Annotated in this window: 16 protein-coding genes; 13 read left to right on the forward strand and 3 right to left on the reverse strand. The window is 67.7% G+C overall.

What is annotated here, in order from left to right; translation table 11 throughout:
* Positions 1 to 44 precede the first annotated feature (44 nt).
* From GNX71_RS23070 to GNX71_RS23090, 5 genes are read left to right on the forward strand one after another with little or no spacing between them, the layout of a single operon-like run.
* Entirely contained in the window at positions 45 to 1,523 is a 1,479-nt protein-coding gene (locus tag GNX71_RS23070) for a TolC family protein (protein WP_206174576.1), read from the forward strand.
* 1 nt (position 1,524) lies between these two features.
* Positions 1,525 to 2,904 carry a copper oxidase gene (locus GNX71_RS23075; RefSeq protein WP_206174577.1) on the forward strand — a complete coding sequence of 460 codons (1,380 nt, stop codon included), beginning with the start codon at positions 1,525 to 1,527 and terminating at the stop codon, positions 2,902 to 2,904.
* A 32-nt stretch (positions 2,905 to 2,936) separates the two neighbouring features.
* Positions 2,937 to 3,452, forward strand: a complete 516-nt coding sequence (locus GNX71_RS23080; protein ID WP_206174578.1) for a cupredoxin family protein — start codon at positions 2,937 to 2,939, stop codon at positions 3,450 to 3,452.
* 26 nt (positions 3,453 to 3,478) lie between these two features.
* Entirely contained in the window at positions 3,479 to 3,940 is a 462-nt protein-coding gene (locus GNX71_RS23085; RefSeq protein ID WP_206174579.1) for a DUF411 domain-containing protein, read from the forward strand.
* A 12-nt stretch (positions 3,941 to 3,952) separates the two neighbouring features.
* Positions 3,953 to 4,249, forward strand: coding sequence for a copper-binding protein (locus tag GNX71_RS23090; protein ID WP_206174580.1), 297 nt, complete (start codon positions 3,953 to 3,955; stop codon positions 4,247 to 4,249).
* Here the strand turns inward: GNX71_RS23090 and GNX71_RS23095 are convergent.
* Positions 4,242 to 5,543: an FAD-dependent oxidoreductase gene (locus GNX71_RS23095; protein WP_206174581.1), complete on the reverse strand. Its 1,302-nt coding sequence runs from the start codon at positions 5,541 to 5,543 to the stop codon at positions 4,242 to 4,244. The genes GNX71_RS23090 and GNX71_RS23095 overlap by 8 nt on opposite strands.
* Positions 5,544 to 5,582: 39 nt before the next feature.
* On the opposite strand from GNX71_RS23095, the gene GNX71_RS23100 reads away from it, so the two are divergent.
* Genes GNX71_RS23100 through GNX71_RS23120 form a run of 5 tightly spaced genes read left to right on the forward strand, consistent with a single transcriptional unit; the run spans position 5,583 to position 10,736 of the window.
* Entirely contained in the window at positions 5,583 to 6,617 is a 1,035-nt protein-coding gene (locus GNX71_RS23100) for a P1 family peptidase (RefSeq protein ID WP_206174582.1), read from the forward strand.
* Positions 6,618 to 6,648: 31 nt separating this feature from the next.
* Positions 6,649 to 8,043 carry a TAXI family TRAP transporter solute-binding subunit gene (locus GNX71_RS23105; RefSeq protein ID WP_206174583.1) on the forward strand — a complete coding sequence of 465 codons (1,395 nt, stop codon included), beginning with the start codon at positions 6,649 to 6,651 and terminating at the stop codon, positions 8,041 to 8,043.
* Positions 8,044 to 8,053: 10 nt separating this feature from the next.
* Positions 8,054 to 9,817 (forward strand): aminodeoxychorismate synthase component I, encoded by a 1,764-nt coding sequence (gene pabB / locus GNX71_RS23110; protein WP_206174584.1) that lies wholly within the window; start codon positions 8,054 to 8,056, stop codon positions 9,815 to 9,817.
* A 51-nt stretch (positions 9,818 to 9,868) separates the two neighbouring features.
* Entirely contained in the window at positions 9,869 to 10,366 is a 498-nt protein-coding gene (locus GNX71_RS23115; RefSeq protein WP_206174585.1) for a MerR family transcriptional regulator, read from the forward strand.
* Positions 10,284 to 10,736 carry a carboxymuconolactone decarboxylase family protein gene (locus tag GNX71_RS23120; RefSeq protein ID WP_206174586.1) on the forward strand — a complete coding sequence of 151 codons (453 nt, stop codon included), beginning with the start codon at positions 10,284 to 10,286 and terminating at the stop codon, positions 10,734 to 10,736. The genes GNX71_RS23115 and GNX71_RS23120 overlap by 83 nt, the downstream gene beginning before the upstream one ends.
* A gap of 3 nt (positions 10,737 to 10,739) precedes the next feature.
* Here GNX71_RS23120 and ettA read toward each other — a convergent pair whose 3' ends face one another.
* On the reverse strand, positions 10,740 to 12,401 hold the full coding sequence (gene ettA, locus GNX71_RS23125) for an energy-dependent translational throttle protein EttA (RefSeq protein ID WP_013542636.1): 1,662 nt from the start codon (positions 12,399 to 12,401) through the stop codon (positions 10,740 to 10,742).
* 289 nt (positions 12,402 to 12,690) lie between these two features.
* On the opposite strand from ettA, the gene GNX71_RS23130 reads away from it, so the two are divergent.
* Together GNX71_RS23130 and GNX71_RS23135 are read left to right on the forward strand one after the other, a co-directional pair.
* A complete protein-coding gene (locus GNX71_RS23130; protein ID WP_206174587.1) occupies positions 12,691 to 14,508 on the forward strand; it encodes a DEAD/DEAH box helicase in 1,818 nt (605 codons plus the stop codon).
* Between the two features lie 114 nt (positions 14,509 to 14,622).
* On the forward strand, positions 14,623 to 15,663 hold the full coding sequence (locus tag GNX71_RS23135) for an endonuclease/exonuclease/phosphatase family protein (protein ID WP_206174588.1): 1,041 nt from the start codon (positions 14,623 to 14,625) through the stop codon (positions 15,661 to 15,663).
* 18 nt (positions 15,664 to 15,681) lie between these two features.
* Here the strand turns inward: GNX71_RS23135 and GNX71_RS23140 are convergent, their stop codons facing one another.
* Positions 15,682 to 16,425 (reverse strand): FadR/GntR family transcriptional regulator, encoded by a 744-nt coding sequence (locus tag GNX71_RS23140; RefSeq protein WP_206174589.1) that lies wholly within the window; start codon positions 16,423 to 16,425, stop codon positions 15,682 to 15,684.
* A gap of 150 nt (positions 16,426 to 16,575) precedes the next feature.
* Here GNX71_RS23140 and GNX71_RS23145 point away from each other — a divergent pair, with 150 nt between their 5' ends.
* The gene (locus tag GNX71_RS23145; RefSeq protein ID WP_206174590.1) at positions 16,576 to 18,312 is read left to right on the forward strand and encodes an IlvD/Edd family dehydratase; all 1,737 of its coding nucleotides are present in this window, start codon (positions 16,576 to 16,578) and stop codon (positions 18,310 to 18,312) included.
* Position 18,313 lies beyond the last annotated feature (1 nt).

Raw genomic sequence — 18,313 nt, forward strand, 5'->3', positions numbered from 1 at the left:
TTTCCGGCTCTCGGCGTTGGTCGTATTGCTCATGGAGATCGAGCGTGAACCCCTTTGTCCGTCGGCAGCTTGCCGGCCCCCCTCACTGTCGAAGAAGTAGCGGCGCGCTGTTCAAGCGTGCCGCCGCATTCGGCGGCGCCCTGGTGCTGGCCGGCTGCGCCAGTCTTTCCCCCGACGGCGGCACTGCCGACGTGCAGGCACTGGTCGGCAACAACCCGCTGATGGCGGGCACCACCGCCCAGCGCGTGCCTGACGAGGCCTCGCAGAAGAGCGTCGATGCCTTGCTCGCCAAGCCGCTCGATGCCGAGTCCGCCGTGCGTATCGCGCTCGTCAACAGCCCGCGCGTGCAGGACGCCTTTGCCACGCTGCAGATCAGCGACGCCGACCGCGTGCAGGCCGCGAGCCTGCCAAACCCGGTGCTTTCGTTCAGCCGGCTCGCGCAAGGCCGCGAGCGCGAGTTCGAGCGGATGCTGAGCTTCAACGTGATCGGGCTCGTCACGCTGCCGTGGCAGGCCCGCTGGGCCGGCCAGCGGCACGAGGCGGCCAAGCTGCAGGCCGCGCAGAGCGTGCTGCTGCTGGCCGCCGACACGCGCCGCGCGTGGGTGCGCGCGGTGTCGGCGCAGCAGAGCGTGGTGTACCTGCGCGATGCGAAGGACGCGGCCGAGGCCGGCGCCGAGCTTGCACACCGCATGGCCCAGGTCGGCAACTGGAGCGCGTTGCAGCGCACGCGCGAACAGCTCCTGCTGGCCGATGCCGCAGCACAGCTCGCGCGCGCCGAGCAGACCGCCGTTGCCACGCGCGAGCAACTCACGCGGCTGCTCGGCCTGGGTGGCGAGCGCATCGGCTACACGCTGCCCGACCGCCTGCCTCCCTTGCCGAAGTCCGCGCCCGAACTCGGTGACGTGCAGGCGCTGGCGCTGCGCGACCGGCTCGACGTGCGTTCGGCGCAAGCGCAGAACACGGCGGTGGCCGATTCGCTCGGCCTCACACGCGCCACCAGCGTCATCAACGCCATGGAGATCGGTGCGGTGCGCAACACCACGTTCGAGAACGACGCCGACCGTTCGCGCTCGACGAAACGCGGCTTCGAACTCGACCTGCCGCTGCCGCTGTTCGACTGGGGCCAGGCCCGCACGGGCCGCGCCGAAGCGCAGTACATGCAATCGGCCGCACGCGTGCGCGACGTGGGCGTGCTCGCCGCGAGCGAGGCACGCGAGGCTTGGCAAGGCTGGAACACGTCGTATGCATTGGCGCGCCGCTACCGCGATGAAGTGCTGCCGCTGCGCAAGAAGGTCAACGAGGAAATGGTGCTGCGCTACAACGGCATGCTCGCGAGCGTGTGGGAGCTGCTCGGCGAAACCCGCGCGAGCATGCTCGTGGTGAACGCGGGCATCGAGGCGCAGCGCGATTTCTGGCTCGCCGACACCGACCTGCAACTCGCCCTCACGGGCAGTTCGCCCGGCGGCATGACGGCGCTGCAGACGGCCACGGCCGGCGATGCGCCTGCGGCGGGAGGACACTGACATGAACCGCCGCAATTTCTTCGCAGGTGCTGCCACCGCGGTCGCCGCGACCACGGCCAGCCGCGTCTCGATGGCCGCGCTGCCCGAACCGGTGATGCAAAGCTCCACTGCCACCGCGCCACCGCTCGCCCCGCCGAACGGCCGCCCCTACAACCCCGTCGTCACCCTCAACGGCTGGACGCTCCCCTGGCGCATGAACGCCGGCGTCAAGGAATTCCACCTCGTCGCCGAACCCGTCGTGCGCGAGATGGCGCCCGGCTTCAAGGTCAACATGTGGGGCTACAACGGCCAGTCGCCGGGCCCGACCATCGAGGTGGTCGAGGGCGACCGCGTGCGCATCTACGTGACCAACAAGTTGCCGGAGCACACGACGGTGCACTGGCACGGCCAGCGCCTGCCCAACGGCATGGACGGCGTGGGCGGCATCACGCAGCCCCACATTCCGCCGGGCAAGACCTTCGTCTACGAGTTCACCGCGCGCCGCCCCGGCACCTTCATGTACCACCCGCATGCCGACGAGATGGTGCAGATGGCGATGGGGATGATGGGCTTCTGGATCACGCATCCGAAGGAGAGCCATCCTCTCATCGAACCCGTGCAGCGCGATTTCTGCTTCCTGCTCGGCAGCTTCGACGTGGAGCCCGGGAGCGCCACGCCCAAGGTCAACACCATGACCGACTTCAACATCTGGAGCTTCAACAGCCGCGTGTTCCCCGGCATCGACACGCTCAACGTGCGCAAGGGCGACCGGGTGCGCATCCGCGTGGGCAACCTCACGATGACCAACCACCCGATCCATATCCACGGCCACGAGTTCGAGGTGACCGGCACCGACGGCGGCCCCGTGCCGCGCACCGCACGCTGGCCCGAGGTGTCGGTGGACGTGGCGGTGGGCCAGATGCGGCAGATGGAATTCATCGCCGACGAGGAAGGCGACTGGTCGCTGCACTGCCACAAGGCGCACCACACCATGGGACCGATGGGCCACGAGGTGCCGACCATGATCGGCGTCGATCAGAAGGGCGTGGTCGACAAGATCAGAAAGCTCGTGCCTGACTACATGGTGATGGGCGACAAGGGCATGGCCGACATGGGCGAGATGGAGATGCCCATCCCCGACAACACGATGCCCATGATGACCGGCGCCGGCCCCTTCGGCTCGGCCGAGATGGGAGGCATGTTCACGCTGCTGAAGGTGCGCCGCGACCAGAAGCCCGGGGACTACAAGGACCCGGGCTGGTTCAAGCACCCGGCCGGCACCGTGGCGCGCGAAGTGCCCGGCGCCTCCGTGCCGCCGGCCCCGCGCAACGCGCCATCTCCTGGCAACAGCAGCAACACCGACGCCACCGTGCGCAAGCCTTCGGGCGCGCACAACCACTGACCTCGTTCACTTTCATTTTTGGAGCTCACCTCATGAACAAGACCTTCAAGTCCATCGCCCTCTGCATCGCGCTCGCCGCCGCTGCGACCGCATCGCAGGCCCATGAAAACCACACGCCGAAACCGAAGGGCGCGGCCACGCTCGCCCCCGAGCAAAAGCCCTGGGGCATCGAAGGCAAGGCCGGCGATGTGCGCCGCACCATCGACATCGCGATGGCCGACGACATGACCTTCACGCCTTCGGTCATCGAAGTGCGCGAGGGCGACACCATCCGCCTGCGCCTGAAGAACAAGGGGAAGGAGTTGCACGAGCTCGTGCTCGGCACCGAGTCGGAGATCGCGAACCACGCGGCCATGATGAAGAAATTCCCGGACATGGAACACGACGATCCATGGATGGTGCATGTGCCCGCCGGCAAGACCGGCGAGATGGTCTGGACCTTCAACCGCGCCGGCGACTTCGACTTCGCGTGCCTCGTGAAAGACCACTTCGAACTCGGCATGGCCGGCCGCATCCGCGTGCTGGCGGCCGCGCCCAGGAAATCCTGACAAACGAACGAACCTAGGAGATCACCATGCAACGACGAATCCTCTTGAAGCGTGCAGCCCCGCTGCTGGCGCTCGCATCCACCCTGCCGCTCACCGCTTTCGCTGCCGCGCCGATGGTCGAGATCTGGAAAGACCCGAACTGCGGCTGCTGCCAGGACTGGGTGAAGCATCTCAACAAGAACGGCTTTGCGACGAAGGTGCACGACGAAGGCAACACGGCCGCGCGCACCCGCCTCGGCGTGCCCGCCAAGCTGGGCTCATGCCACACCGGGCTGATCGGCGGCTATGCGCTCGAAGGCCATGTGCCCGCGCGCGAAGTGCAGCGCCTGCTGAAGGAAAAACCCAAGGCCGTCGGCCTCGCCGTGCCCGGCATGCCGGTGGGCTCGCCGGGCATGGACGGTCCGGCCTACGGCGACCAGCGCGATCCGTACGACGTGCTGCTCGTGCTGGCCGATGGCAGCACGCGCGTGTATCAAAGCTATCGCTGAAGGGACATGGCCATGAAGAAACTCCTCACCGCCCTCTCCGCCGCCCTTCTCGCCGCGGCGGCCTTCGCGCAGGCCGCGCTGCCCGCCGTCGAAGGCGAGGTGCGCAAGATCGACACCGATGCGAAGAAGATCACCCTCAAGCACGGCGACATCCCGAACCTCGAGATGACCGGCATGACGATGGTCTTCCGCGTGAAAGATCCCGAGCTGCTCGGCAAGGTGAAGCCCGGCGACAAGGTGCGCTTCACGGCAGACAAGGTCGACGGCGCGCTCACGGTGCTGTCGATCGAGCCGGAGCCCGCTAGCTGAATCGCCCCGGGTCGAACGGCGCCAGCGGCGTCTCGGGCTCGACGCCCGCGAGCAACTGCGCCGCCAGCCGCCCCGTGCGCGCCGAGCCGCACAGCCCCACATGCCCATGGCCGAACGCGAGCACGATGTCCGCGCTCGTGGCCGATGGCCCGATACAGGGCAACCCATCGGGCATGCTCGGGCGGCGGCCGAGCCAGTGCTTGAAGGTCTTGGTGCCGCCCGTTTCCGCAAGCGCGGGAAACATCGATTGCAGATGGCGATGCAGGATCTCCGCGCGGCGCCAGTCGGGCTCTGCGTCCAGTCCGCCGATCTCGACTTGGCCCGCTGCGCGCAGGCCCCCGTCCATCCAGTGCGCGATGAGCTTGCCGTCGGCCACCATCACCGGCGTGCGCGGACCGACGGCCGCGCCTTCGATCACCACGTGGTAGCCGCGCTCGGTGTCCAGCGGCACCGGGGAACCCGCGGCCGCGGCCAGCGGGCCGGAATACGCACCGGCGCAGATGGCCGCGGCATCGCAGGCGATGTCGCCGTAGTTCGTGCGCACCGCGCGCAACCGGCCGCCTTCGATGCGAAAGCCCGTGGCGCGCCCGAAGATCCGCTCGGCCCCGGTCGCCACCGCATACTGCGCCAGCGCGGCCACGTAGGCGCCCGGGTCGCGGCAGTGGCCGGCCTCGGGCACGAAGATGCCGAGTGTGTAGCGCGCATCGAGGTCGGGTTCGCGGCGGCGCAGTTCGTCGGCCGACCACTCTTCCCATCGAACGCCCACGCGTCCCCGCACGCGCCAGCCCAGCGCGTCGTCTTCGAACTCGGCGCGCGAGCGGTAGGCATGCAGCAGCCCGCGCTGCTCGATGAGCTGCGGCACGCCCGCCTCGGCCGCGAGCCGCGCATGCAGCGCGGGCGCGTCCGCCAGCAGGGTGCGCAATGCATCGGCGGTGCGCTGCACGCGCGCCTCGGTCCAGCCCGAGGCCAGGTAGCGCAGCAGCCACGGCAGCGCACGCGGCAGGTAGCGCCAGCGCACCGCGAGCGGCCCGAGCGGATCGGCCAGCCAGCCCGGCACCTTGCGCCAGGCGCCGGGAAGCGAGGGTGGCACCACGGAGTGCGACGAAAGCCAGCCGGCGTTGCCGTAGCTCGTCGCCTGAGGGCCGCCCGGCGTCTCGGGCTCCAGAAGGGTCACGCGCAGGCCTGCGCGCAATGCCTCGATGGCGGTGGCGCAACCCACCGCACCTGCGCCGATCACCACCACATGGCGCCGCGCATCGCCTTCGGGGGCGAAACTACTTCTTGCAACTGTCATGGCGCCTATCGTAGAGGCACGGTCCCATAATCGGCCGCCATGTCAGCCACGACTTCCACTTCCTCCCCCACACACTCCGCCGGTGCCATCACCGACGTCGCCGGCATCGAAGTCGGCCATTTCTCCGACACCCGCCGCCCCACGGGCTGCACCGTCGTCATGGCGCGCGAAGGCGCCGTGGCCGGTGTCGACGTGCGCGGCGCCGCACCCGGCACGCGCGAGACCGACCTGCTCTCGCCCGGCAACCTGGTGCAGCAGGTGCATGCGGTGATGCTCGCGGGCGGCAGCGCCTGGGGCCTTTCGGCGGCCGAGGGCGCGATGCGGTGGCTCGAGGAGCGCAACATCGGCATGGACGTGCGCTTCGGCACCCTGCCCATCGTGCCCGCCGCGGTGCTGTTCGACCTGCCGATGGGCGATGCGCGCATCCGCCCCGATGCCGCGGCCGGCTATGCAGCCTGCGATGCCGCATCGAACGCCGCACCCGCCGAAGGCAACGTGGGCGCCGGCAGCGGCGCGCTGGTGGGCAAGCTCTTCGGCGTGCACCGCGCAATGAAGGGCGGCATCGGCACCGCGTCGGTCACCGTCGGCGGCGTGACCGTCGGCGCGCTGATCGCGGTCAATTCGCTGGGCGACGTGCTCGACCACAACACCGCGCAGCCCGTGGCCGGTGCGCGCACCGAAGATGGCACCGCCTTGCTCGACACCCGCCGCGCCCTGCTGCGCGGCGACCTGCCCAAGCCGCTGCTCGCGGGCACCAACACCACGCTGGGCGTGGTCGCGACCGACGCGGTGCTGACCAAGGTGCAGGCCAACCGCCTCGCGAACGTGGCGCACGACGGCCTCTCGCGCGCCATCAACCCAGTGCACACGATGAGCGACGGCGACACGCTGTTCGCGCTGGCCACCTGCCGCGTGCCCCTCGAAGGCAACGCCCCGGGCATGACAGTCCTCGGCACCATGGCCGCGGAGGCGGTGGCCATTGCCACGCTGCGCGCCGTGCGTGCTGCGCAATCGGTGACGGTGGGCGACCTGCACATTCCCTCGGCCAGCGACCTCGCCGCGCCTCGCGCCTGACGCACACACAGACAACAAAGAAAGGACCACCATGGCGTTCCCCCGAACCCTGAAGCTGATCCTGCTGTCGATCCGCGACCTGATCGCCTCGGCCGGGCCCATCATCTTTCTCGTGATCGGCCTGCTGATCGCCGCCTACTGGTACCTGCAGCCGCAGCCGCCCAAGCATGTGACGCTGGCCACCGGTCCCACGGGCAGCGCCTATGCGGAGTTCGGCAAGCGCTATGCGACAGCACTCAAGGCCAACGGCATCACCGTCGAATTGAAGCCCACCTCGGGCTCCTCGGAGAACCTGGAGCTGCTGCGAAAGGGCGGCGCCGACGTGGGCTTCGTGCGCGGCGGGAGCGCCGACCCGGTGGCCGATGAAGAGGCGGGGCTCAGTTCGCTCGGCAGCCTGTTCTTCGAGCCGATCTGGCTTTTCTATCGCGCCGACAGCGCGCTGAAGGTCGACAAGAAGACCGGCACGCTGACCTCGCTCACGCAACTGCGCGGCCTGCGCGTGAACGTCGACATGCCCGGCAGCGGGCTGCCCGAGATCATGGAGCGGCTCTTCAAGGCCAACCGCCTGGGGCCCGACGACGTGCTGCTGTCGAACCTAGAACAGGCCGCCGCCGCCGAGGCGCTGCAGGCCGGGCTGCTCGATGCGATCGTGCTGTCTTCCGCGCCGCAGTCGCCGCAGGTGCAGCGGCTGCTGCGCGCGGGCGACATCAAGCTCATGGACTTCGGCCAGGCCGATGCGTACTCGCGGCGCTTTCCGTTCCTCTCGGCGGTGACGCTGCCGCGCGGCGTGGTCGATCTGTCGAAAGACCTGCCGCCATCGGACGTGTCGCTGCTCGCGGCCACCACCTCGCTGCTCTCGCGCGAAGAAACCCACCCTGCCCTGCGCCAGCTGTTCGCGCAATCGGCGCAGACGGTGCACAGCGGTGCGGGCTGGTTCAACCGGGCGCGCGATTTTCCGAACACGCGCACCAGCGAACTGCCGGTGAGCCCCGAGGGCGACCGCGCGATCAACGGCACGCCGCCGTTCTGGCAGCGCTACCTGCCCTTCTGGGCCAGCAACCTCGTCGAGCGCATGTGGCTCGTGCTGGGCGGCCTGCTGGTGCTGATGCTGCCGCTCAGCCGCGTGATTCCGCCGCTCTACCAGTTCCGCGTGCGGCGGCGCGTGTTCCGCTGGTATGCGCGGCTGCGCGACATCGAGGGCAAGGTCGATGCCAGGACAGGCGATCGCGACACGCTGCTGAAGGAACTCGACGACCTCGATCGCGTGGTCAACAAGGTGGCCGTGCCGCTGTCGTACGCGGACGAGCTCTATGCGCTGCGCAACAACATCTACGCAGTGCGCAAGCGCGTGCTGGCCGGAACGGCGAAGGGCGAAGCGGCAGCGACGCAAGCGCCTGTGACGCCGAAGCCCGCGGAATCCGCCTGACGATTTGGTCTTGCAAACGCTGATCGATTTCGCCGAGCCGCGCGGCGATGGCGCGACGCGGCTGCGCGTGGCTTTCGGCGCGCCTTCGCGTGTGCTCGTTGCGCGCACCGCTGAAGAAGTCAAGCCGGTGCTGGAGGCCGTCGAGGCGTTGTCGCGCGAGGGGCGCTGGTGCGTGGGCTATCTGCGCTACGAGGCGGCCGCGGCTTTCGACCCGGCCTTTGCGGTGCATGCGGGCGACGGGCCGCTGGCGTGGTTCGGCGTGCATGACGCGGCTGTGCCGTGGCCCGATGAAGCGCCCGGCCCTGTGCCCGCTGTCGATTGGCAAGCCGGCCTTTCACGCGCCGGCTTCGACCGGAACATGCAGGCCATCCATCGCGCAATCGCGAACGGCGAGCTCTACCAACTCAACTACACAGCGCCGCTGCGGGCCGAATTCCAAGGCGATGCACGCGACTGGTTCATGGCCCTGCGCCACGCGCAGCCCAACGGCTACGCCGCCTTCATCGACACCGGCGACAAGCAGGTGCTGTCGGTCTCGCCCGAGCTGTTCTTCGACTGGCAAGGCGACCGGATCCTCGCGCGCCCCATGAAGGGCACCGCCCCGCGCGGCGCGACGCCCGTCGAAGACGAGGCGATGGCGCAGCGGTTGCGCACCGTGCCCAAGGAGCGCGCCGAGAACGTGATGATCGTGGACCTGATCCGCAACGACCTCTCGCGTATCGCGCAGCCCTTCGCGGTGCGCGTGCCGCGGCTCTTTCACACCGAGGCGCTGCCCACCGTGTGGCAGATGACCTCCGATGTCGAGGCGAAGGTGCGCGATGGCGTTTCGCTGGTGGATGTGTTCTCGGCATTGTTCCCGTGCGGCTCGATCACGGGCGCGCCCAAGGTCAGCGCGATGCGCATGATCCGCGACCTGGAGCCCGAGGCGCGCGGCGTGTACTGCGGCGCTGTCGGCGTGGTGCGGCCCGGCGGACATGCGACCTTCAACGTGCCGATCCGTACCGTGACGCTGCGCGGCACCGAGGCGCGCTGCGGCATCGGCAGCGGCATCACGGCCGATGCGCAGGCCGATGCGGAATGGGATGAGTGGCGGCACAAGCGGGCTTTTCTGGGGCGGGGTCGTGCGGCTGTATCGTCTTCGGCCATGACGTCTTTCGAACTGCTTGAAACCCTCGCGCTGGTCGATGGCGCGCTGCGCGATGCGCCGGCACATCTGGCGCGTATGGGGAACGCGGCTGCGCACTTCGGCTATCTGTGGAACGAGGCGGCCGTGGTGGCATGCCTCCATCGGCAGATCGACGAGCATCCAGCGGGTACGTGGCGCATTCGCCTCCTGCTCGATGCGCAAGGGCTGCCCCGAGCAGAAGCCTTCGCGATGGACGCCCCGCCGTCACGCGTCCAACTGCAATTGGCCTCCTGCGCATTCGACGAGGCCGACAGCGAGTTCTCCCGCTTCAAGACCACGCGCCGCGCGCACTACGAGGCCTTCGCGCCCACCGCGCCGGACGTGTTCGACACGCTGTTGTGGAACCGCCACGGCGAGATCACCGAATGCATGCGCGGCAACATCGCCCTGCTGCTGGACGGCCGCTGGGTCACGCCGCCGCTGCGCTGCGGGCTGCTGAGCGGGATCGGCCGCGCCAGGCGCCTGCATGACGGCCAGCTTGCCGAAGCCGTCGTGCGGGTGGAGGATCTGCCCCGGGTGCAGGCGCTGGCCTTCCTCAACAGCTTGCGTGGCTGGCTCGATGCGGACCTCTGCAAGCCGCAAAAATAGTTCAACAAAGCGCTTGACTTAGAGCGCGCTCTAATTTCGAGAATCAACGCCATGGAAACCAGTCTGACCATTGCGGAAGTCGCAGAGCGAACCGGCCTCACGGCCTACACGCTGCGCTACTACGAACGCATCGGGCTGATTGCCGCGGTGCCGCGCGCACCGGGCGGTCAGCGGCGCTATGCGAGCGCCGACATGGACTTGCTGGATTTCCTGTTGCGCCTGCGCGAGACCGGCATGTCCATCCAGGGCATGCAGGCCTTCGTCAGGCTTCGAAACCAGGGGGACGCCAGCGTCGGCGAACGGCGCGAGATGCTCGAGGAGCACCTTGCCGAAGTTCAGGCCCGGGTGGCGGCGCTGCATCAATCCATGCAGGCGCTGTCGCTCAAGATCGACCACTACCGCGCGGTCGAGAAGACGACGAAGCGTCCTCCTTCATCGGGCACTGCCCCGAAAGGAAAGACCAGCAATGACGAACACACAGAACCAGGGCCACAACGACAACCTGCGCTACACGCGTGGCCTGGCCAAGCTCCACGAGATCGACGGTGAAGGCGGCGTCAAGGTGGTCGAAAGCCTGTCCGACATCGCGCCAGACTTTGGCCGCCTGGTGATCGAATTTCCGTTCGGCGACATCTACTCGCGCCCCGGCCTCGACCTGCGCGCCCGCGAGATCGCGACGGTGGCCGCGCTCACGGCCATGGGCAATGCCGCGCCGCAGTTGAAGGTGCACATCCAGGCTGCGCTGAACGTCGGCGTGACGCGCTCCGAGGTGGTCGAGGTCATCATGCAGATGGCGGTGTACGCAGGCTTCCCGGCGGCACTGAACGGCCTCTTTGCCGCCCGCGAGGTGTTTGCGGCGGACGATGAAAAAAGCGCGCGGCCCCTTGCGGAACCGCGCGCTCTTGCCGAAACGGCCTGAGGCTTACTTGAGCGCCTTGTAGCGCATGCGCTTGGGTTTCGCGCCTTCTTCGCCCAGGCGCTTCTTCTTGTCGGCTTCGTACTCCTGGTAGTTGCCGTCGAAGAAGGTCCACTGGCTGTCGCCTTCCGCCGCGAGGATGTGCGTGGCGATACGGTCGAGGAACCAGCGGTCATGGCTGATCACCATGACCGTGCCGGCGAACTCGAGCAGCGCGTCTTCGAGCGCACGCAGGGTTTCGACGTCCAGGTCGTTCGAGGGTTCGTCCAGCAGCAGCACGTTGCCGCCCGCGATCAGCGTCTTGGCCAGGTGCAGGCGGCCGCGTTCACCGCCCGACAGCGTGCCGACCTTCTTTTGCTGGTCCGCACCGTTGAAGTTGAAGCGGCCCGCATACGCGCGGCTGGCCATCTGGAACTTGCCGACGTTGATGATGTCCAGGCCGTTCGAGATGTCTTCCCACACGGTCTTGTTGTTGGCGAGTTCGTCGCGGTGCTGGTCGACAAAGGCCATCTTGACCGTCGAGCCGATGACGACTTCGCCGGTGTCCGGCTTTTCCTTGCCCGCGAGCAGCTTGAAGAGCGTCGACTTGCCGGCGCCGTTCGGGCCGATGATGCCGACGATCGCGCCCGGCGGCACGGTGAAGCTCAGGTTGTCGATCAGCATGCGGTCGCCGAAGGACTTGCTGACGCCGTGGAACTCGAACACCTGCTGGCCCAGCCGCTCCGCCACAGGAATGAAGATTTCCTGCGTTTCGTTGCGCTTCTGGTATTCCATGTCGCTCAGCTCTTCGAAGCGGGCCAGGCGCGATTTGCTCTTGGCCTGGCGTGCCTTCGGGTTCTGGCGCGACCACTCCAGTTCCTTCTTCAGCGCCTTGGCGTGGGCTTCTTCGCTCTTCTGCTCCTGAGCCAGGCGTTCGCCCTTCTGCTCGAGCCAGGTGCTGTAGTTGCCCTTCCAGGGAATGCCGCGACCGCGATCCATTTCCAGGATCCACTCGGCCGCGTTGTCGAGGAAGTAGCGATCGTGGGTGATGGCCACCACGGTGCCCGTGAAGCGCTGCAGGAACACTTCGAGCCACTCCACCGATTCGGCATCCAGGTGGTTGGTCGGCTCGTCGAGCAGCAGCATGTCGGGCTTGGACAGCAGCAGGCGGCACAGCGCCACGCGCCGCTTTTCGCCGCCTGACAGGAGGCCGATCTTCGCGTCCCATGGCGGAAGGCGCAGCGCGTCGGCGGCGATTTCCAGCTGATGCTCGGAATCGGTACCGGCGGTGGCGATGATGGCTTCGAGCTGGGCCTGCTCGGCCGCCAGCGCGTCGAAGTCGGCGTCTTCGGCACCGTAGGCGATGTACACCTCTTCGAGGCGCGCCTTGGCCGCGAACACCGCGCCCATGGACTCCTCGACCGATTCGCGCACCGTGTGCTCGGTGTTGAGCTTGGGTTCCTGCTCCAGATAGCCGATCGTCATTCCCGGCATGGGCAGCGCCTCGCCCTCGAATTCCTTGTCCACACCCGCCATGATCTTGAGCAGCGTGGACTTGCCCGAGCCGTTCAGGCCGAGCACGCCGATCTTGGCGCCGGGGAAGAAAGAGAGCGAAATGTCCTTCAAGAGCTGCCGCTTGGGCGGCACGGTCTTGCTGACACGGTTCATCGAATAGACGTATTGAGCCATCTGTGGATACTTACCTTGGGTAGCGGAAATTGGGGGAAAGCGCGGGCGCCAGAACAACGCATTCGGGCGCGGCAAACCACCGATTATCGACTCATGCGACAATAGCCACCGTTGCCGGGTCCAGTTGCCCGCAACACCGGCTCTCTGCCGGGGACGAAGAAGACCTTTCTCACAACAGGTTTTCCGGCTCCCACCCCTGACCTTCATCTGCCTTGACTGGCTCGGCGTCAACACGAAGACGCCAAGCGGGCCGATGCCACTGCGCCGTGTATGGCGCTTATTGTTTCCAATGAATTTTGATGAACTGAAGCTGGCTCCCGCCATCTTGAAGGCTGTGCACGAGCACGGTTACGACACCCCCACCCCCATCCAGGCGCAAGCCATCCCCGCCGTTCTCGAAGGCCATGACCTGCTCGGCGGCGCCCAGACCGGCACCGGCAAGACGGCCGCCTTCACGCTGCCCATGCTGCACAAGCTCACCATGAGCCGCAGCGCCACCAACAAGTTCGGCGGCGTCGGCATCCGCGCCCTCGTGCTGACCCCCACCCGCGAACTCGCGGCCCAGGTCGAAGAATCCGTCCGTACCTACGGCAAATACCTGCAGCTCGACTCGACCGTGATCTTCGGCGGCGTCGGCATGAACCCGCAGATCAGCAAGCTCAAGAAGGGCGTCGACATCCTCGTGGCCACCCCCGGCCGCCTGCTCGACCTGCAGCAACAAGGCATGCTCGACCTGAGCCAGGTCCAGATGCTGATCCTGGACGAAGCCGACCGCATGCTGGACATGGGCTTCATCCACGACGTGAAGAAGATCCTGGCGCTCGTGCCCAAGGAAAAGCAGAGCCTGCTGTTCTCGGCCACCTTCAGCGACGAAATCCGCGACCTGGCCGCCACGCTGCTCAAGAACCCGCAGAGCATCCAGGTCACGCCGCGCAACACCACCGTGCAGCGCATCACCCAGGTGATCCACCCCGTGGGCCGCGGCAAGAAGAAGGCGCTGCTCGCGCACATCATCAACGAGAACAAGTGGAGCCAGGTGCTCGTGTTCACGCGCACCAAGTTCGGCGCCAACAGCGTGGCCGAATTCCTCACCAAGAACGGCATCGAGGCGATGGCGCTGCACGGCAACAAGAGCCAGAGCGCCCGCACGCAGGCGCTGGCCGGCTTCAAGAGCGGCGACATCCGCGCGCTCGTGGCTACCGACATCGCGGCCCGCGGCATCGACATCGACGAGCTGCCGCACGTCGTGAACTACGAAATCCCGAACGTCAGCGAAGACTACGTCCACCGCATCGGCCGCACCGGCCGTGCCGGTTCGAGCGGCGAGGCCGTGAGCTTCGTGTGCCTGGACGAAGAAGGCTTCATGCAGGAAATCGAACGCTTCACCAAGCAGACGATTCCGGTGCAGATCGTCGAGGGCTACGGCCCGGAAGACGGCGAACGCGCCGAGCCGATCGCCATGGGTCGCCAGACGATCTGGGGCGGTGCTGGCCGTCCGCCGAGCCGTGACGTGATGCAGGCGGCCGCCAAGGCTGCACGCACCGAGATGCTGTCGCGCATCCGCGAGAACAAGGCCGGCCAGGGCGGCGGTGAACGCGCTGGTGGTGGCGGCGGCGGCGGTCAACGCCGTGGCGGCCAGGGTGGTGGTGGCGGTGGTGGTCAAGGTCGCAACGCCAATGGCGGCGGTCAAGGCCAAGGCCAAGGCCCGCGCGGCCAGGGTGCACGTCCGGCGCAAGGCCGTGGCCCGCAAGGTCCGGCGCGCGCGCCGCACCATGCACCTCAGCATCAACAACAGAACCATCTGCCGCACGACGAGCGCCAACCGCGCCATCACGGCAACAGCCACAGCCCGACGCAGGCCAACCAGGTCGCGCACCTGCGCGCCGAAGCGGTCGCCGGTGGCGGTGACGGCCAACCGGATCCGTTGCGCACGAGCGTCGACCACATGGGTGGCGGACGCGGTCGCGGCCGCCCGGGTGGCGGTGGTGGCGGCTACGGCGGCAATCGCTCGGGCGGCGGTGGCCGTTCGGGTGGTGGCGGCGGCTACGGCGGTGGCGGTGGCAACCGTTCCGGCGGTGGTGGCGGCGGCCGTTCGTTCGGGCGCTGACAACGGCTGCGGGCAGGGCAACCTCTCCGTTTCCCAAAAGAAAAGGGCACTTCGGTGCCCTTTTCTTTTGGGCGCCTTTTTCTTGTTTTGCTGGCAAGACACAATCGTCAAGCCATGCAATACATCCCACCCAACTACGCCACCCTCTTCGTAGCCACCTGCAACCTCCTCAATCTCGCGAACCCCCACCGCGTGTACTACGAGAACCAGGACGCCTACAACGAGCGCGAGTACGAGCGAAAGATCGACTGGATCGGCGAGCGCTTCCATGCGCTCAATGCCGACGTGCTCGCGGTGCAGGAGGTATGGGATGAAGCGGCGTTGAAGGCCGCCATCGCGCGCAGCGGCTTGCGCTACGACTTCGTGTCGGTGCCGGGCGCGGAGAACACGCCGCCGCCCGGCAGCCCGCCGGGCACGCAGCCCAGGCCGGGCGCGCAGGGCACGCCGCGCGTGGGCATCGCGACGCGGCTGCAGGTGGACAACGTCCAGTCCTTCACCGACTTCCCGCCAGGCTTCGGCGTGGACGTGCCGGGCCTCGGCCCGCACACGCGCTTCGAGCGCCCGCCCCTCCTGGCCACGCTGCGCATGAAGCACGGCCAGCAGGTGCACGTGCTGACGGTGCACCTCAAGTCCAAGCGCCCCAAGTTCCTGCAGGACGCGCAAGGCAACCACCTGGAGGACCGCGACGACCGCAAGGTCGGCGTGATGGCTTCGCTGCGCTCGCTGCTGATGCGCGGTGCCGAGGCCGCGGCCCTGCGCTGCATCGTCATCGACCTGCTGCAGGGCACGAACACGCCGCTGGTGGTGATGGGCGACTTCAACGACAACCCGCACAGCGTGACCACGCAGCTCGTGGCCGCCACCTCCGAGGTGGCCTACGACAAGGCCGCGCGCGACGTGGCGCTGTTCAATGCCTACGAGATGCAGGGCGAGTCGGCGCTGAAGAAGGACGTGGCCTATTCGCACATCCACCAGGGCTTTCCGGATGTGCTCGACCAGATCCTGGTGAGCGAGGAATTCATCGCGAGCAGCCGCCACAGCCTGGGCGACGTGCGGCGTGTCGACTACTTCAACGACCACCTGCACGAAGGGCGCGACCGCTCGCGCTCGGACCACGGCTTCGTGCGCGCGCTGCTGCGGCTGCGCACGGACTGAGCCCCATGTACCGGCTGCTCAGCCGGCCCTGAGCTTCGGAGGCGGCCGGCTGAGCTTCGGCAGGCGCCGGCGCGAGGCAAGCACGTCTTCGATGTCCTGCCGCGCGCCGTCGATGAGGCGGATGACCGCGCGCTCGGCCTTGTCGGGGTTGCGCGCGATCACCGCGTCGAGCACCGCGCGGTGCAGCGGCAGCGAGCGCGCGGGGCCGTCGGGCTTGGCGGCCGAGATCTCGAAGCTGGTGCGCAGCAGCGCATTGAGCGCCTTGCTCATCTGCGCCAGCATGCGATTGCGCGCGGCGCCCAAGAGGCCGTTGTGAAAGCGCAGGTCGAAGGTGACGTAGTCGCCGCCGTGCTCGACGGCTTCCTTCATGCCCGCGAAGGCGCTTTCTATTTCCTCGATGTCCTTCGCATCGGCCCGTTCGGCGGCAAGCCGCACGGCCGCAGGCTCCACCACGCGCCGCAGGTCCTGCAGGTCGCGCAGGAACCCGGGCGTGAGGCCGGCGCGCGACTGCCAGGTGATGACGTCGGGATCGAACCAGTTCCAGCTGTCCTGCGGCAGCACGCGCGTGCCGACCTTGGGGCCGGTGACGACCAGGCCCTTGGCCGCGAGCGACTTGATCGCCTCGCGCACCACGGTGCGGCTGACGCCGAGCTCCTCACCCAGGAGCGGCTCCGGCGGTATCGACGCCCCGACTGCGTAACGGCCGGCAACGATGGCTTCGCCGAGCAGTTCGAGCGTGCGCCCGTGGATGTTCTTGATCATGCGTGCGATGCGAAATTTGATATCCCTGCGGCCGAAAACATCAAGGCTCCGGCTCACTCATCAGGCCTATCATATGATGATTGAAACGCCATTCGGCAGGGCAAACCCTCGAGGTTCTGCACCGGAACCGGCCATCGAGAGAGACAAGCGATGAACACTCCCCCCAAGAAAAAAGCCAGCGAACTGCGCAGCCAGCAATGGTTCGGCCGCCATGACCGCGACGGCTTCATCTACCGAAGCTGGATGAAGGGCAAAGGCGTGCCGCACGACCAGTTCGACGGTCGCCCGGTCATCGGCATCTGCAACACCTTCAGCGAACTCACGCCCTGCAACTCGCATTTCCGCACGCTCGCCGAGCAGGTGAAGATCGGCGTGTACGAAGCGGGCGGTTTTCCGCTCGAGTTCCCGGTGATGTCGCTCGGCGAGACGCTGCTGCGCCCCACCGCCATGCTGTACCGCAACCTCGCGAGCATGGATGTGGAGGAAAGCATCCGCGGCAACCCGCTCGACGGCGTGGTGCTGCTCATGGGCTGCGACAAGACCACGCCCGCGCTGATGATGGGCGCGGCCAGCGTCGACCTGCCGACCATCGGCGTCTCGGGCGGCCCGATGCTTTCGGGCAAATGGCGCGGGCAAGAACTCGGCTCGGGCACCGGCGTATGGCAGATGAGCGAGCAGGTGCGCGCGGGCACGCTGAAGCTGCAGGACTTCTTCGAGGCCGAGAGCTGCATGCACCGCAGCCACGGCCACTGCATGACGATGGGCACCGCGAGCACCATGGCCTGCATGGTCGAGTCGCTGGGCATCGGGTTGCCGGGCAATGCGGCCTACCCCGCCGTCGACGGACGGCGCAATGTGCTGGCGCGCCAGGCGGGCCGGCGCATCGTGGACATGGTGCATGAGGACATGAACATGTCGAAGATCCTCACGCGCGAGGCGATAGAAAACGCGATCAAGGTGAATGCCGCGGTCGGCGGCTCGACCAACCTCGTGATCCACCTCCTGGCCATCGCGGGCCGCATCGGCGTGGACCTCACGCTCGACGACTTCGACCGCCTCGCCTCGGAGCTGCCCTGCCTCGTGAACCTGCAGCCCTCGGGCCAGTTCCTGATGGAGGACTTCTGCTATGCGGGCGGCCTGCCGGTGGTCATCAAGGAAATCGCCCAGCACCTGCACAAGGACATCCTCACCGTCACCGGCCAGAGCCTGTGGGACAACGTGAAGGACGCCGAGAACTACGGGCCCCAGGTCATCCGCCCGCTGGCCGAGCCCTTCAAGGACAAGGCCGGCATCTGCGTGCTGCGCGGCAACCTCGCACCCAACGGCGCGATCATCAAGCCGAGCGCGGCCATGCCCGAGCTGCTGGTGCACAAGGGCCGCGCGGTGGTGTTCGAAAGCGCCGACGACCTGCACAAGCGCATCGACGACGAGGACCTGGACATCGACGAGCACTGCATCATGGTGCTCAAGAACTGCGGCCCCAAGGGCTACCCCGGCATGGCCGAGGCCGGCAACATGCCGCTGCCGCCCAAGGTGCTGCGCAAGGGCATCACCGACATGGTCCGCATCAGCGATGCGCGCATGAGCGGCACTGCCTATGGCACGGTGGTGCTGCACACGGCGCCCGAAGCGGCGGCGGGTGGGCCGCTCGCGCTGGTGCAGGACGGCGACATCGTCGAGCTCGATGTGCCGAACCGCAAGCTGCATCTGCATGTGAGCGACGAAGAGCTGGCGAAGCGCCGCGAGAAATGGGTCGCACCGAAGGCGCCGCTCGATTCGGGCTACTGGAAGCTCTACGTCGACACGGTGCTGCAGGCCGACCAGGGCGCGGATCTCGATTTCCTGCGCGGACGAAGGGGGGCTTTCGTGCCGCGCGACAATCACTGAG

Source organism: Variovorax sp. RKNM96, assembly GCF_017161115.1.
Classification (GTDB): Bacteria; Pseudomonadota; Gammaproteobacteria; order Burkholderiales; family Burkholderiaceae_C; genus Variovorax.

Coding starts and splice junctions, on each gene's coding strand:
- GNX71_RS23075 (WP_206174577.1), top strand. CDS start 1,525: ATGAACCGCCGCAATTTCTTCGCAGGTGCTGCCACCGCGGTCGCCGCG.
- GNX71_RS23080 (WP_206174578.1), top strand. CDS start 2,937: ATGAACAAGACCTTCAAGTCCATCGCCCTCTGCATCGCGCTCGCCGCC.
- GNX71_RS23085 (WP_206174579.1), top strand. CDS start 3,479: ATGCAACGACGAATCCTCTTGAAGCGTGCAGCCCCGCTGCTGGCGCTC.
- GNX71_RS23090 (WP_206174580.1), top strand. CDS start 3,953: ATGAAGAAACTCCTCACCGCCCTCTCCGCCGCCCTTCTCGCCGCGGCG.
- GNX71_RS23095 (WP_206174581.1), bottom strand. CDS start 5,543: ATGACAGTTGCAAGAAGTAGTTTCGCCCCCGAAGGCGATGCGCGGCGC.
- GNX71_RS23100 (WP_206174582.1), top strand. CDS start 5,583: ATGTCAGCCACGACTTCCACTTCCTCCCCCACACACTCCGCCGGTGCC.
- GNX71_RS23105 (WP_206174583.1), top strand. CDS start 6,649: ATGGCGTTCCCCCGAACCCTGAAGCTGATCCTGCTGTCGATCCGCGAC.
- GNX71_RS23115 (WP_206174585.1), top strand. CDS start 9,869: ATGGAAACCAGTCTGACCATTGCGGAAGTCGCAGAGCGAACCGGCCTC.
- GNX71_RS23120 (WP_206174586.1), top strand. CDS start 10,284: ATGACGAACACACAGAACCAGGGCCACAACGACAACCTGCGCTACACG.
- ettA (WP_013542636.1), bottom strand. CDS start 12,401: ATGGCTCAATACGTCTATTCGATGAACCGTGTCAGCAAGACCGTGCCG.
- GNX71_RS23130 (WP_206174587.1), top strand. CDS start 12,691: ATGAATTTTGATGAACTGAAGCTGGCTCCCGCCATCTTGAAGGCTGTG.
- GNX71_RS23135 (WP_206174588.1), top strand. CDS start 14,623: ATGCAATACATCCCACCCAACTACGCCACCCTCTTCGTAGCCACCTGC.
- GNX71_RS23140 (WP_206174589.1), bottom strand. CDS start 16,425: ATGATCAAGAACATCCACGGGCGCACGCTCGAACTGCTCGGCGAAGCC.
- GNX71_RS23145 (WP_206174590.1), top strand. CDS start 16,576: ATGAACACTCCCCCCAAGAAAAAAGCCAGCGAACTGCGCAGCCAGCAA.